Here is a 14,025-nt window from a genome sequence, read left to right on the forward strand (position 1 = left end):
GGTCAGCTCGAACGTGTGAAGGCGACGTCCAGGACCGAGTTCAGCACGAGATATCCGCCGAGCCCGAGCACCGCGACCGGTGCCAGCGCGGCCAAGCCGAGCAGACGCTCCCGGCGGGACCGTCCCAGGACGACCGGCACCAGCAACCCGACGGCGGCGACGATGACCGCCTCGCCCACCGGCCGATCGCTGATCAGCAGGTACGCACCCTCAGCGAGGAAGACGCCGCCGAGCAGGCACAGCGACACGACACTGCGGTACAGACGGGCGTCCCGCCACCAGGAACCTGCGATCGCGAAGACCGGGCCGCTGGCGAGCCCGACGATCGACCAGCCGATCGGGCCGGTCAGGTGGGCGGGGCTGACGAGTTCGTGCCGTTCGACTGCCAGCAGCGCGTAGTAGCCGATCACGGCGCCGACCAGGACGGCGACGCCGGACAGCCACAGCCGCCAGCCGGGTCGGCGGATCAGCGCACCGGCCGCGTACGCGCCGACGACCCAGACCGCGCCGGAATTGACCAGCCGGCTCCAGTCGCCGGGCAACACGTCGCGCAATGCCAATGTGATCACGCCGAGGACCAGGCCGCCGAGGGTGGCGAGGAGCACCGTGCGTACGCCGGAGGACATGCCGATCATTGTGCGGCGCGACAGCACCGAGCGGGGGCCGTCGAGTGACGGCCCCCGCGAGGTGTGCCGGTCAGGAGGCGTACGTCTCGAATTCGCCGACCCGTGGTGTAGCGCTGGCGCTGGTGATCCGGAAGACGACCTTCGTCATCGAGGTCGCGGAGAAGGTGATGGTGCCCGCTCCGCTGCCGGACTTGAGGACCGCGCCGGTGTCGTTGTTGATGACCTGCCAGGACCCGATGGCGCCGACGGCGCCGGAGGACTCGCGGATGATGATCCGGGAGATGGTCTTGGCGGTGCTCCACTTGATGGCGATGTCGCCGGTCGTGCCGCTGGGCGACCAGTAGGTGGCGACGTTGCCGTCGCGGACGTTGCCGTAGCTGGTGCCGTCGGCCTTGCTGGAGCCGTCGGAACCGGCGCCGATGCTGAGGTTCGTGCCGCTGGGCGAGCTGGTCGGCGACGAGGTGGGCGTCGGCGAGGTGGTGGGCGACGCCGTGGGGGAGGCCGTCTTAGAGCTGGTCGGCGACGCGGTCGGCGACTGCGCCGAGCAGCTGCCGTTGGACTCGAGCAGTCCCTTGTTCGCGCCGGCCGTCTGGCTGACGATCGACGGTACGCAGCTGGCCGCGTCGAGCTGGTACGAGTACGGGATGCTGACCGTGGTGGTGGACGGCATGCTCGGCCCGGCCGGGTTGGTCTCACTGTCCGGGCTGGACCAGGTCACGTTGTCCAGGATGTTGCCGCTGGCCTGCCACGTGCCGGCGGCGCTGGTGTAGAACGTGCCCAGGACGTCGTGGGAGTCCTTGAAGTAGTTGTTCTCCACCTTGGCCTTCGCGCCGGCCCGCGAGTTGATGCCGGACTCGTTCAGGCTCACGTACGAGTTGTTGTAGATGTGCGCGATGCCGCCGCGCAGCAACGGCGTACGCGAGTCGATGTTGGTGTAGAGGTTGTGATGGAAGGTGACGAAGCCGTTGGTGGTGTCGGTCTCGCTCGATCCGATGAGCCCGCCTCGTCCGGAGTTGCGCAGGATGCTGTAGGACAACGTCACGTACTGCGTGTTGTCCTTCATGTCGAACAGTCCGTCGAAGCCTTCGGCCTCACCGCCGGACGCCTCCAGGGTGGCGTGGTCCACCCAGACGTTGCGGACGTCGGTCTCCATCCCGATCGCGTCGCCGCCGTTGGAGGTCGGGGAGCCCGACTTCTTGACGTTGCGGACGGTCACGTTGCGGATGATGATGTTGCGGGACTCGCGGATGTGGATGCCGAGCTGGTCGAAGATCGCGCCGCCGCCGACACCGATGATGGTGACGTTGCTGATCTGCTTCAGCTCGATCACCCCGGCCGCGGTGTTGCAGCTGTCGCCGGAGACCTTCGCGGTGTTGCCGTGGTTGATGGTGCCCTCGACCTCGATGATGATCGGGGTGCTGCTGCTGGCCCGGTTGCACAGGGCCGTGTGGATCGCGGTGCCGGTGGTCGCGCGTACGGTCTGGCCGCCTGCTCCGCCGGTGGTGCCACCGTTCTGGGTGGCGTAGCCCGTGGCGGCGCCGGTCGCGGCCGACGCCTGAAGCACCGGCAAGGCCACCCCGACCGCGGCGGCGGCCACTGAGGCGGCGGCGGCCGCGAACCAACGCCATGCGACTGGTCGATTCATCTCTGTCTCGCCTTCGTAGCGGGTGGACTGCGGAGGGGCACCCGGGCGGGTGGTCATACCGCAGGAGGGAAAGCGCTTTCCGGCAGCTGGACGATATCGGCGTATGTGAAAACGTGTCAACGAAAACCGCGAAACCTGCAACAAACCTGCACACGCGTGGGAGCCCAGTTGCCTAGGATGCTCTACGTGACGCGGTCCTGGTCACAAGATCGGCATTCGGCCTGGTCACAAGATCGGCGAGGCCTGCGGAACAGACCTCGCCGATCAGGCGGCTCGAGCCGGGTGGCTCAAGCGGGACGTGGCCGGCGGTCCAGCACCCTTCGTGGGTGACGGTCGACGGCTTGCACCGCTTGGGCGCGCTTACGGAAGTTGGTGTCGAGGGTGGTCTTCTCGGCGTCGGTGAGCGGGGTGTTGGCCGCGAGCCAGGACGGCGCGCCGGTGGGGAGTTTGTTGTACGCGGGTGTGCGGGGCGCGGTCAGTCCGGGGAGGTCGTCGAGGTCCTGGTCGGCCGGGGTGAACGGGCCGTGCGGGGCGAAGGTGGCGATCTCCAGCAGGAACGGCTGGCCGGCGGCGACGCTGCGCTGGATGAACGTCTTGCCTTTGCGGGCCAGCGCGTTGGTCAGGTAGTCGGCCGGGTCGCTGCCGTAGTGGACGACGCTGTGGTTCTCGTTGAGGTCGGGCGATGCGGGTCCGGTGGCTGGTACGCATACGCACCAGCCTCCAGGAAACTTATAATCTTGTATTTAGCAGATTATGAGGAAGTGATGTCCAGCGCGGCGAGGTACGCCTCGGCGATGACCGCGTGGCCGGGCAGGTTCGGGTGGATCCGGTCGCGGGCCCAGTCCGCCGACTCGGTCGACGCGAGCGCGCGGTCGAAGGCTTGCTGGGTGCGTACGTGGAGGGCGGAGAACTCGTCGGCGAGGGCTTCGACGACCTTGCCGTAGCGCTCGGTCTCCACGCGCTGCGGTTCGGCCGCGTCGGCTTCGATGATGTACGGGTCGGCCAGGATCAGCCGGCAGCCGGTGGAGTCGACCACCCGGCGCAGCAGTCCGCGCAGGGTCTGCTCGTATTCGTCGATCGGGACGGCTTCGTCGGCGCGGCCGGTGAAGAAGCGCCAGATGTCGTTGATGCCGATCATGACCGACAGCCAGTCCGGCTGGAGGGCGATCGCGTCGTCGTCCCAGCGGCCGGCGAGGTCGCGTACGGTGTTGCCGCTGATGCCCCGGTTGGTCCAGCGCAGGTGCAGCTCCGGGCGGCGGGCGGTGACGAAGGCCCGGACCAGGTTCATGTAGCCGTCGCCGTAGGGCTCGTGAAGGTCGCGGCGGCCGCAGTCGGTGATGCTGTCGCCGATGAACACGATGTGCTGGCCGGGCTGAAAGAGCTGCGTCATGATCTAGACCCTGCCAGAAGGCGATCCATCGATGCGTACCAGGCAGTGCCCGGTTCAGCATCAGGCTGCTCGCAGGGCGGGGGTCGGGGTCGGCAACAGACTGCGCAACGCGCCGGCCGCGCCGAGGGTCAGTTCGGTGCGCAGCCCGCGCCGCGCCCACACGGACAACGCGAGCGGCTGCGGCGGCGGCAGGTCGTCGCGGGGGACCAGCCCCGGCGGGGCCTGCCCGAGGGTCGCCATCAGGCCGACGCCCAGGCCTGCCTGCACCGCGGCCTGCACCCCGGCCAGGTGGGCGGCCTCGCAGCCGACTTCGGCCGGCAGTCCGTGGGCGGCCAAGGTGTCCAATGCTCTGGTACGCAGAGCGCAGGGGGCGTCGAAGGCGACGACGGGAATGGGGCGACCGCCGTCGGGCAGCTGCCATTCGGGTGCGGAGTACCAGGTCAGTTCCAGTTCGCCGACGGTCTGCGCGGCGGGGTCCTCGGCCGGGCCGAGCAGCAGCGCCAGGTCGATGCGCCCGTCGGCGAGCGTTGCCCGTAGCTGGGCGCCACGGTCGATGCGGAATCGGACCCGCCAGTCGGGGAACGTTCCGGCCAGCGCCGAACTCAGTTCGGGCAGCAGTTGCGCGGCGGCGTGTTCGGTGGAGCCGATGACCAGCGCCTGTTCGGGTTCGACGCCGAAGGTGCGCAGGGTCTCGTCGTGCACGGCGAGTAGCCGCCGGGCTTGGCGTAGCAGCGTCTCGCCGTCGGTGGTGAACCGTGAGCCCCGGCCCTGCCGTTCGACCAGGGGCCGGCCGATCGCGGCCTCCAGGCGGCGTACATGTTGGCTGACGGCGGCTTGGCTCAGGTAGAGGGCGGTGGCGGCGCGCTGGAAGCCGCCGCAGTCCGCGACAGCGACGAAGCTGCGCAGCGGGGCGATGTCCAGGACGCGGTTCATGCCTTCTGAGCGTAGGGCGCGAGTGCGGACGGAGTGTGAACGATCTTTCACCGTTTTCGAACATCCATCAAGAATCGTGATGGGTCGTCATCACGATCCGTGGTTGGACATTCGCGCTGGTCGGGGGCAAGACTGTGGACCATGAGCCGCGCGACCTGCTGTTGTTGCTGACCCGCAGAGCCGGGCGCCACCGCCTTCTTTCGCACCGTCGCGAGCGCTCTCTCCCTACTTCTGCCCGGCCCGCCTGTGTCGCGGGCCGATGGCGCAGCGATCGTCCACAGTGTTCAAGCGCCTGGTGACGGAGGAACCCATGACGACCACGATCTCGCCGGTCCGAACAGTGCCGCAGACCCCCGAACCGCCCGAGCTCGGCATCGACCCGCATCGGCTGCTCGGCCTGTTGCGAAGGCACGCCACCACGGTCACCGTCGTGACCGCGCCCGGGGGAGCAGGGCTGCCCCCGGCCGGGTTCACCGCCACCTCGTTCACCTCGGTATCGCTGCGTCCGCAGCTGGTGTCGTTCTGCCTGGACCGCGACTCGACGAGCTGGCCTGCGGTGGAACGCGCCCGGCACGTCGCCATCCACATCCTCGCAGCCGGGCAGCAGCACCTCGCCCGTACGTTCGCCACGAAAGGCATCGACCGGTTCGCCGACGACACGATCTGGACGCCGGGCGCGTACGGGATGCCGCTGCTGCGCGGCGTCCTGGCGACACTGGTCTGCGAGGTGGCCGCCCGTGTCCCGGCCGGTGACCACGCGATCGTGCTCGGGCGGCCGGTGCTGGCCCAGCACGGCGACGGTGAGCCGCTGCTCTATCACGACGGCGGCTATCGGCGGCTCGACCAGGAGGAGAGCGCGTGACCACAGCGACCGACGCCTCGACTGACGCACCGGTTTCGCTGGCGTTGAACCGGGCGGGCCAAGACCTGCTGTTTCGGACTGCCCGGACGGCGAACGCGTTCACGGGGGAGCCGGTCACCGAAGCGCAGATCCGCGCGATCCACGACCTCGTTCGGCTCGGTCCGACAGCGCTGAACTCCCAGCCGCTGCGGCTGCTGTTGCTGCGTACGCCGAGCGCACGCGCGCGGCTGCTGCCACATTTGAGCGGCGGCAATCGGGACAAGACGGCGGTGGCGCCGTTGACGGCGGTGCTCGCCGCCGACACGGGTTTCCCGGAGCGGCTGCCCGAGCTGTTCCCGCACAAGCCGCAGGCCGCCACCTGGTTCGGCGATCCCGAGTATCGCGAGAACCAGGCGCGGTTCAACGCCACCCTGCAAGCCGGCTACTTCCTCATCGGCGTACGCGCCGCAGGACTGGCCGCCGGGCCGATGACCGGCTTCGACGCCGCAGCCGTCGACGAGGAGTTCTTCGCTGACGGCCGATGGCGAACGCTGCTGATCGTCAACATCGGCCGTCCCACCGGGCAGCCCACCCGGGAGCGCCTGCCCCGGCTGGCGTACGAGGACGTGGTGCGATCGGCCTGACGCGTCAGCGCGGCAACAGCACCAGCCGACCGCGCAGACCACCTTCCGCCAGGCGTTCGTGCGCCTCGGCCACCCGGTCCAGCGGCAGCGTCGCCGCGACCCGCAGGCGCAACCCGGCTTGGGCGAGGCTGGTGAGCCGGGGCCCGTCGGCACGGATCCAGACGTTGGCGACCCGGACGCCCCGCAGCGGAACGGGTGCGCCGCCGAGGACCGAGACGAACGCGCCGCCACCGCGAACGGCGTCGAGCGCGACAACGCCGAGGCCGGCTGCGTCGATCACCGCGTCGACGCCGCCGCGAACCACCGCGCGGACCGCAGCGGGAAGGTCCTGCCCCCGGGCGACGAAATGATCGGCGCCCAGGGAACGGACCAGGTCCTCGTCGGCACCGCCGGCGACGCCCACCACGCGTACGCCGGCGGCGGACGCCAGCTGCACGGCGTACCCGCCGACCGCGCCGGCCGCTCCGGTGACCAGCACGGTCTGGCCCGGCCGTAGCCCGGCGAGGTCCAGCGCTTGGGCAGCGGTCAGCGAGTTGAGCGGCAGGGTCGCGGCCGCGACCAAGTCCACATCGTCCGGTAGCCGGCCGACTGCCTCCTCGTCCAGCACCGCGTACTCGGCCTGGGCCTTGCTCGGCAGCGCCAGCCGGTCGGACAGACCGGCGACCCGGTCGCCTACCGCGAATCGGGTCACGTCGGCGCCGACGGCGTCCACGACGCCGGACAGGTCCCAGCCCAAGCCGATGACGTCCCGCGCGGGCAGCAGGCCGTTCGCGGTCAGGTCGCCGCTGCGGGTCTGGAGGTCGACCGGGTTGACGGCGGCCGCCGCGACCTCGATCCGGACCTGGCCGGGGCCGGGCTCAGGAATCGGCAGGTCGGCAAGTTCGAGTACGCCCGGTCCGCCGAATCCTCTGATGATCACTGACTTCATGTGGTCACCGTATGGAGTGCTACTCTCCAGCGGGAAGTAGGCACTTCGAAGTGCCCGCGCAACCAGGAGGTGCCCGCGTGACGACCCGATCGGCGGCCGAACGCCGTGCGGCGGAGCGGATCGCGTACGACGCCTATCTGGCCGCCTGCCCGGCCCGCAAGCTGCTCGACCGGATCAGCGACAAGTGGGTCAGCCTGGTGCTGACCGCCCTGGCCGACGGACCCCGGCGGCAGAGCGACCTCGCCCGCGTCCTGGCCGGGGCGAGCCAGAAGATGCTCACGCAGACGTTGCGGGCGCTCGAGCGGGACGGAATCGTCGAACGCACGGTGACGCCGACGGTGCCGATCCGCGTCGACTACGCGCTCACCGACCTCGGCCGCAGCCTGCTGCCCGTCATCGCGGCCATCACGGGCTGGGCCGAATCCCACATCGCCGAAGTGGAGTGTGCGCAACTCGCGTACGACCAGGTGAACAGGGAGCCGGACGCGGGGAGAAAGTCCCCGGGTCCGGCTCGTGATCAGCTCGCGGCGGTCCGGAACACCGGGTAGTAGCCGCCGGACTGGCCGGTGGCCATCGGGTGGTAGGAGATGCCGAGCGAGGCGAAGTTCAGCGCGTGCAGCCACTTGTCGCCGCTGCACAGCTGGTGCCCGACGAAGATCGACCGGACGTCGGCGAAGACGAAGCCCTTCGCCTGCGCCGCCGTCTTGGTGATGTTGTCGATGAGGTTGATGCCCTCGTTGATCTTCGCGTGGGAGGTGGCGCTCAGGCCGACGCAGACCGTGTTCAGCTGGTAGAACACCGGGTACGACAAGACGACGACCTTGGCGTTGGGCGCCTTGGCCCGGATCTTGGTGTACAGCGTGCTGAGCAGCCCGGCGAGCGTCGAGTTCGCCTTGTTCTCCGCGGTCTGGACGGCGGCGACGCATTGGGTCGTCCCGTACAGCGCGCAGGTCTTCATGATGTCGGCGAAGCCCATGTCGTTGCCGCCGGCCGTGAGACTGACCAGCGTCGTGGTGCTGCTCAGCGCGGACAGCTGGCTGCTGGCGACGGTCAGCGTGGTCGCGCCGGAGCAGGCGACGGAGACATAGGACGCGGGGGCGTTGGCGGCGGCCCACAGCGCCGAGTACGCGCTCGTGCTGCGTTGGCACGAGCCGCTCTCGGAGGTGTAGTTGCCGGCGCCGACGCCGGAGGAGTAGGAGTCGCCGAGGGCGACGTAGCGGACGGTGGACGCGGCGTTCGCGGGGGTGGCCACGAGGCCGACCAGCACGAAGAGGGTGGTTGTGAGGCTGGCCGTCAGCGTGAGCAGACGCGATCGAGTCAAGGGGGCCTCCGGGTCGGGGGTGAACTCGGTGAACTCGGTCGCATATAGATATCAATAAACCCGGCGGTTGTGAAGATCGTGATGCGCAAGAAGTGAAAGAATTTCCGAGACCGTCCTCAATGGGCAGAGATGCGGGCTGCGCGATTTTGGTACAAGGCGCTCCTGACGAAGAATCACGCGGTGAGGTGACCCCATAACGCAGCGAAGCGGGCGGCGGCACGAGTCACCCGTGCCACCGCCCGCCGGATTTGCTTGAATCACTCTTGGCGTAGTCGATGGGGACGCGCCGCCGGGGAGGGGGAGCCGCCGTTGTCGCAGCTGCGTTTTCAGATTCTCGGCCCGACGATCGTCAGCCGCGACGGGCGCGACCTCGATCTGGGCAGCCCGAAGCAGCGTACGCTGCTGGTCGCGTTGCTCCTGGAACCCCGCCGGGTGCTGCCGATGCGACGGCTGCTGAACCTGCTGTGGGACGACCCGCCCACCTCGGCCACCGCCAACGCCCGCACATACGCGTACGGGCTGCGTAAGGCGCTCGGCCCGGTCCTGCACGCCCGCGACGGCGGATACCTGCTCGACGTGGCCGCCGCCGACTGCGACCTGGGGCAGTTCACCGCCGAGGTGGCCGCGGCCCGGCTCGCCCGCTCGGCCGACGACCTGTCGGCAGCCGAACGCCACTACGAGAAGGCGCTGGGCATGTGGCGTGGCGCATGCGGGGAGGACCTGCCCGCCGACATCCCGTTACAGCACCAGCTGGTGACCGTCACCGAACGGCGCGCGGTCGCCGTCGAGGAGTACGCCGACCTGCGCCTGCGGCAGGGCCCCGATCCGCGGCTGCCCGAAGAGCTCCGGCAGGCGCTGGCCGACCATCCGACCAGGGAAGGCCTGTGGGCGCTGCTGATGCGGGCGCTCGCGGCGGGCGGCGACACCGCGGGCGCGCTGGAGGCGTACCACCGGGCGCGGGCGGAGCTGGCGGCGCGGCTCGGCGTCGACCCGGGCGCCGAACTGGTCGACCTGCAACGCTCGATCCTGGCGCGGGAACCGGCCGTCGCCGGCCCGTCCGCGACCACCCGGTCCCGTTCGGTCGTCCCGCACGAGTTGCCCGCCCGGCCGCCGGTGTTCGTCGGCCGGGACGCCGCGGTCGCGCAGCTGCTCGACGCGGTGGCCGATCCCGGCACCCGCCGGTATCCGGTGGTGCTCGGCATCGACGGCCCCGGCGGCATCGGCAAGTCGACCCTTGCCGTCGAACTCGCCCATCGGATCAGCGAGCGCCTCGACGCCGGATCGCCGGCCGACCGGGACGCCGGCGACGACCTCGGCGGGGAGATCTACGTCGACCTTCATGGCGGCCGCAGCGGTCTGCGGCCGGCCAACCAGGCGGAGGTCCTGGTCCGGCTGCTGCGTTCGCTGGGTGAACCCGAACCGGGCCACGATGACCTCGAAGGCCTGGCGGCCCGCTGGCGCAGCCTCACGCACGGCCGGCGGTTGTTGATCGTGCTGGACAATGTGCTCGACGCCGACCAGGTACGCCCACTGCTGCCGAACGGGCCCGGCTGCACCGTCGTCGTCACCTCCCGGCGGCGGTTGGCCGACCTCGACCTGACCGCCCGCCAAACTCTGTCGACATTGGATGTCGACACGGCGGTGCGGCTGCTCAAAGCGCACGGCGACGCCGACGAGGGCTCGCTGCGGCAGATCGCTGTGCTGTGCGGCGGATTGCCGCTGGCGCTGCGGATGGCGGCCGCCCGGCTGGCGAGCCGCACCGATCTGACGGTGGGGGACTTCGCCCTGCGGCTGAGCGACGACCGGCTGCGGCTGAGCGAACTCGGTTACCGCGACACCGGCGTACGCGCGACCTTCCGATCCAGCTTCGTCGCCCTCGCCGGCAGCGCCGACCCGGTGGACCGGGACGCGGCGAAGCTGTTCTGCCTGCTCGGGCTGCTGCCGGTGTCGGACTGCTCGGCCGAAGTCGCGTACGCCCTGATCGACGCCGCGCACGGGGACGCCAGCGTCGGGCGGCTGGTCGAACTGCACCTCGTGACCAGCGACAACGGCCGCCTGCGGCTGCACGACCTGCTGCGCCTGTTCGCCCGGGAAGTCGCCGACGAACTTGCCCCTGAGGACATCGAACCGGCGATCCACCGGGCTGCCTGGTCCTACGCGGAATCTGCCCGGCGAGCCTGGCTCTGCGTACGCCCACTGGCCGGCCGGATGCTCCCGCCGAGCCCGCTGACGCGGGCCACCGCCGCCGACCCGCAGACCCGGGCCGAAGGAGTGCGCTGGCTCGCCGAGAACACCGCGTCGATGCGGGAGCTGCTGTTCGCCCTGCCCGGGTTGCCGTCGGTGCCGCTGTCCGTCGGCGTCGAGATCCTGCGCCATCTGACCAGCCACGACGGGCTCGCCGGGACATTTCGCGACACGGTCGCGGTGGCCGGCGGGGTCGTCGAACGGGCGGCTGCGGGAGCCGATCCGCGAGCGGAGCTGATCGCCCGGCGACTGCTGGCGATCAACCTGCAACGGCTGCGCCGCTATCCGGAGGCCCAGGCCGAGGTCCGGCCCGCGATCGAGCTGCTGCCGCAGGTCGACGATCCGGTCGAACGCATCACCACCCTCAACACCTTCGGCATCTTCCAGACCGAATGGGGCGACCTCGACGCCGCCGAGCAGTCGCTGCGGGCCGGGCTCAAACTCGCCCGCGAGCACGACGATCCACCTTGGACCAGCCTGCTCCTGCACAGCCTCGGCATGCATCAACGCGTACGCGGAGTGCTGGGGGAGTCGATCGAGCTGCTGCGTGAGGCGTACGGCATCCGCCAGGCCCTGGCCGACGAGATCGGTCAGATCTACACGCGGATGCAGCTGGGCAAGGCGCTGTCCGCCGCCGGGGAGGTCACCGAGGGACTGGCCCATCTCGACCGGGCGCTGCTGGCCGCGGAGCGGCTCAACTCCGCCGAGCTGGCCCGGGAGATCCGGATCGACCGCATGGAGGTGCTGTCAAGAGCCGGGCGCATCGGCGAGGCATCCGGCGAACTGCGCGCCGCGCTGGAGGTCTGCCGCCGCCTGGACGACGACACCCTGCGGGCCGAGGTGCTACGCGAAGCGCAGCGGTTGCGCGTACCGGCGTAGCCGGTGAGGCCTCCCACTCCGTCCCTGCCGAACATTGCTTAGTATTACTCAGCAGATGAGTCGTCCAGGATCACAAGCTCGCTCAACCTGTCGATCACCCGCACGTCGAGACCCCAACGTCTGGCGAGATCGGTGATCGTCGCGTACTCGTCAACTGTCAGCCACACTCGGTAGTCGAGGACGTTCTCGCACAGCGTGTCCAGTCCGAGCTGCTCCTCACCCGCCATCACCTCGTCCAGCGAGTCCGTGAGCCGTGGATTCAGTGGTGCACCCATCTCGGCCTCAGCCTGTGCATCCGCCCGTCCCGACAGCGCCTCGACCAGACGCTGAAAGCGCCGGCGATCCTCAGTCCAGTACACGGTCGAAGCATGCCATGATCAGGACCGTGGATCCATGATCGGCAGGACACGCCCGGTGAACCCATACTGGACCGGTGGACCGCGTGGAACAACACTGCTGGCTGGAATGGTGGGCGAACCCAGTCGTGATGCTCGGATCCGCTGAAGCATTGGTGACCGTCGTCAGCATCGACGATGGTTGGACGGCGGAAGGCCGTCTCGTCAAGGACGACGCCGGCGAGCTGGAGGGCTTCGCCTTCCTGTGCACCATGGATCCGGTCTTCACGCTCCGATTCGACGATGAGAGCACCATCACCGTCAACGTGCGTCAACTCGACGACCCTAGCCGCCTCGAACTGACCGAGTACGTCGGCTCCGCGCAACGACAGGTCGACTACACCATCGACCTTCGAGCCCCCGCTGATCGAAATCGTCAACGCTGAGGACCCGGGCCGGAACGGGGGTCACCGGCCCGGGACGTCACCTCACGATCAGCACATGCCGGCCGGGCTCGTCGTGCAGACGCGCTTGCAGGTGCCGCCCGACAGCGTCTTGGTGTAGCAGTAGTGCCGGACCAGACGGTGGCCGGTCTCGCAGGTGTACCAGGTCTGCTCGTTCGGTGCGCAGGCAGCGTCGGCGGTCGCCGTCGGCAGGATCGTGGCCAGCAGGCGGTCACCGAGCTTGGTGATCAGTCGCATGTGGGGACTCCTCATCTGTGCGCCCGGGAGGGTTACCCGGGTCCGGGGAACAGCCAACGACCGCGCCATACATATCGGCGTCCACGGGAGATACACGCCGCGTACCGACGACCCGGCCCAGCACCCGATCTCGCGGGAAGAAGCCGGCCTGCCGGGAGTCGTAGCTGACCGGCCGGTTGTCGCCCAGCAGGACGACGGCGCCGGTGGGCACGATCGTGGTGCGTACCAGGTGCTGGATCGGTTCCGGGACGACGTCGCCCGGGAGTGCTGCGACCCGTTTGACCAGCCATTGCGTCGTGCGCAGCGAACCGCTCAGCGGCGGCGCCAGCCAGCGGGCCGGCTCCAGCTCGTCGGGTCGTTCGACGACGATCACATCGCCCACACGCAGGCGCAGGCCGCGGACGACCAGGACGGTCCGGCCCGAGGTCAGCGCGGGTTCCATGCTCGGCCCGCGCACCTTCACGGCGATCAGCGGGCTCATGCCGGCAGGTATCCCGCGGCCTGCGTGCGGAACAGGGTCGCGTACCGGCCGCCCGCGGCGTCCAGCTCCGCGTGCCGTCCACGCTCGACGATCTCACCGGCCTCCAGGACCACGATCTGGTCGGCGTCGCGCAAGGCCGACAGCCGGTGCGAGATCAACACACTGGTACGCCCATCGCGGAGCCCGTGTATCCGGGCGTTCAAGCGGCCTTCGGCCTCGGGGTCCAAGCCTGAGCTGGGTTCATCGAGGACGAGGACGTCGGCGGTGGACCGCATGAGCGCCCGGGCGACCGCGATCCGTTGCCACTGCCCACCGGACAGGTAGGAGCCGGCCCCGCCTTCGTCGTCGTAGAGGCGGCTGAGCAGGGTGTCGTAGCCGTCCGGCAGACGGCGGATCGCGGGGTCGACGTCGGCCAGCCGGGCGGCCTGCTCCACGCGTACGCGATCGCCGAGCGCCGGCAGGTCGCCGATCCCGATGTTCTCGGCGGCGGTGAGGTCGTAGCTCATGAACGTCTGGAACACCGCGCCCATCCGCCGCCGCACCGTGTCCACGTCGTACGCCCGCAGGTCGACTCCGTCCCACGTGATCGTGCCCCGCGTCGGCTCATACATTCCACACAGGAGCTTGACCAGGGTGGACTTGCCCGCACCGTTCGCGCCGACGACACCGGTCGACGTGCCCGCCTCGATCCGCAGGTTCACTCCGCGCAGCACCCATGGACCGTCCAGTGTGTACCGGAACCACAGGTCCCGGACCTCCAGCGCCTGCCGCAGCGGCGGGCAGGCGTGGTCGCCCGCCGTCGGCGGCCGGGGTTCGTCGACGACCGACCGCCAATGCCGGTACGCCCCCAGCTCGGTGTGCAGCCGGGCGGCGGCCGACACGCAGCCGGCGAGCCCACCCTGCACGGCGGCGATCGCCGCGACCGTCAACGCCACGTCACCGGCCGACAACCCCGGCTGCGCCGCGGCCCAGATCAGCCCGGCGCCGCCGATGAGCGCGGCGAGCACGCCCAATCCCGTCTGCACGACCAGATCTCGCCGATCCACCTGGCGGCGGT

15 protein-coding genes are annotated in these 14,025 nt (G+C 70.0%); 5 read left to right on the top strand and 10 right to left on the bottom strand.

Translation table 11 applies throughout. From position 1 onward, the window contains the following. Positions 1-2: 2 nt before the first annotated feature. The 4 genes from AB0M47_RS02895 to AB0M47_RS02910 all read right to left on the bottom strand — a co-directional run bounded on the left by AB0M47_RS02895 (position 3) and on the right by AB0M47_RS02910 (position 4,594). Positions 3-626, bottom strand: coding sequence for a DUF6518 family protein (locus AB0M47_RS02895; RefSeq protein ID WP_363407338.1), 624 nt, complete (start codon positions 624-626; stop codon positions 3-5). 70 nt (positions 627-696) lie between these two features. Beyond that, a complete protein-coding gene (locus AB0M47_RS02900; protein WP_363407341.1) occupies positions 697-2,271 on the bottom strand; it encodes a pectate lyase in 1,575 nt (524 codons plus the stop codon). A 751-nt stretch (positions 2,272-3,022) separates the two neighbouring features. Beyond that, positions 3,023-3,661: an SGNH/GDSL hydrolase family protein gene (locus AB0M47_RS02905; protein ID WP_363407344.1), complete on the bottom strand. Its 639-nt coding sequence runs from the start codon at positions 3,659-3,661 to the stop codon at positions 3,023-3,025. Positions 3,662-3,721: 60 nt separating this feature from the next. Next, the gene (locus AB0M47_RS02910; RefSeq protein WP_363407347.1) at positions 3,722-4,594 is read right to left on the bottom strand and encodes a LysR substrate-binding domain-containing protein; all 873 of its coding nucleotides are present in this window, start codon (positions 4,592-4,594) and stop codon (positions 3,722-3,724) included. 310 nt (positions 4,595-4,904) lie between these two features. On the opposite strand from AB0M47_RS02910, the gene AB0M47_RS02915 reads away from it, so the two are divergent. Next, complete coding sequence (locus AB0M47_RS02915; protein ID WP_363407350.1) at positions 4,905-5,456, top strand: flavin reductase family protein; 552 nt, start codon at positions 4,905-4,907, stop codon at positions 5,454-5,456. Next, a complete protein-coding gene (locus AB0M47_RS02920; protein WP_363407353.1) occupies positions 5,453-6,079 on the top strand; it encodes a malonic semialdehyde reductase in 627 nt (208 codons plus the stop codon). Before AB0M47_RS02915 ends, AB0M47_RS02920 begins: the two co-directional genes overlap by 4 nt. A 4-nt stretch (positions 6,080-6,083) precedes the next feature. On the opposite strand, the gene AB0M47_RS02925 is transcribed toward AB0M47_RS02920, so the two are convergent. Further along, positions 6,084-7,007 carry an NADP-dependent oxidoreductase gene (locus AB0M47_RS02925; RefSeq protein ID WP_363407356.1) on the bottom strand — a complete coding sequence of 308 codons (924 nt, stop codon included), beginning with the start codon at positions 7,005-7,007 and terminating at the stop codon, positions 6,084-6,086. Between the two features lie 77 nt (positions 7,008-7,084). On the opposite strand from AB0M47_RS02925, the gene AB0M47_RS02930 reads away from it, so the two are divergent. Further along, positions 7,085-7,555, top strand: a complete 471-nt coding sequence (locus AB0M47_RS02930; protein ID WP_363407359.1) for a helix-turn-helix domain-containing protein — start codon at positions 7,085-7,087, stop codon at positions 7,553-7,555. Here the strand turns inward: AB0M47_RS02930 and AB0M47_RS02935 are convergent. Next, positions 7,525-8,328, bottom strand: coding sequence for an SGNH/GDSL hydrolase family protein (locus AB0M47_RS02935; protein WP_363407362.1), 804 nt, complete (start codon positions 8,326-8,328; stop codon positions 7,525-7,527). The two genes, AB0M47_RS02930 and AB0M47_RS02935, sit on opposite strands and share 31 nt — an antisense overlap. Positions 8,329-8,637: 309 nt before the next feature. Between AB0M47_RS02935 and AB0M47_RS02940 the strand changes: the two genes are divergently transcribed. Continuing rightward, a complete protein-coding gene (locus tag AB0M47_RS02940) occupies positions 8,638-11,451 on the top strand; it encodes a BTAD domain-containing putative transcriptional regulator (protein WP_363407365.1) in 2,814 nt (937 codons plus the stop codon). A 44-nt stretch (positions 11,452-11,495) separates the two neighbouring features. Here AB0M47_RS02940 and AB0M47_RS02945 read toward each other — a convergent pair whose 3' ends face one another. Next, positions 11,496-11,810, bottom strand: a complete 315-nt coding sequence (locus AB0M47_RS02945) for a hypothetical protein (protein ID WP_363407368.1) — start codon at positions 11,808-11,810, stop codon at positions 11,496-11,498. A gap of 74 nt (positions 11,811-11,884) precedes the next feature. Between AB0M47_RS02945 and AB0M47_RS02950 the strand changes: the two genes are divergently transcribed. Continuing rightward, positions 11,885-12,232 (top strand): hypothetical protein, encoded by a 348-nt coding sequence (locus tag AB0M47_RS02950; protein WP_363407371.1) that lies wholly within the window; start codon positions 11,885-11,887, stop codon positions 12,230-12,232. A 48-nt stretch (positions 12,233-12,280) separates the two neighbouring features. Here AB0M47_RS02950 and AB0M47_RS02955 read toward each other — a convergent pair whose 3' ends face one another. The 3 genes from AB0M47_RS02955 to AB0M47_RS02965 all read right to left on the bottom strand — a co-directional run. Further along, positions 12,281-12,487: a hypothetical protein gene (locus AB0M47_RS02955; RefSeq protein WP_363407374.1), complete on the bottom strand. Its 207-nt coding sequence runs from the start codon at positions 12,485-12,487 to the stop codon at positions 12,281-12,283. Further along, positions 12,462-12,968 carry a S26 family signal peptidase gene (locus AB0M47_RS02960; protein WP_363407377.1) on the bottom strand — a complete coding sequence of 169 codons (507 nt, stop codon included), beginning with the start codon at positions 12,966-12,968 and terminating at the stop codon, positions 12,462-12,464. Before AB0M47_RS02960 ends, AB0M47_RS02955 begins: the two co-directional genes overlap by 26 nt. Further along, positions 12,965-14,025, bottom strand: a 1,061-nt coding sequence (locus AB0M47_RS02965; RefSeq protein ID WP_363407380.1) for an ABC transporter ATP-binding protein, incomplete at its 5' end; no start/stop codon positions are given. The genes AB0M47_RS02965 and AB0M47_RS02960, both read right to left, overlap by 4 nt.

It is taken from the genome of Hamadaea sp. NPDC051192 (assembly GCF_040682475.1).
Classification (GTDB): Bacteria; Actinomycetota; Actinomycetes; order Mycobacteriales; family Micromonosporaceae; genus Hamadaea; species Hamadaea flava.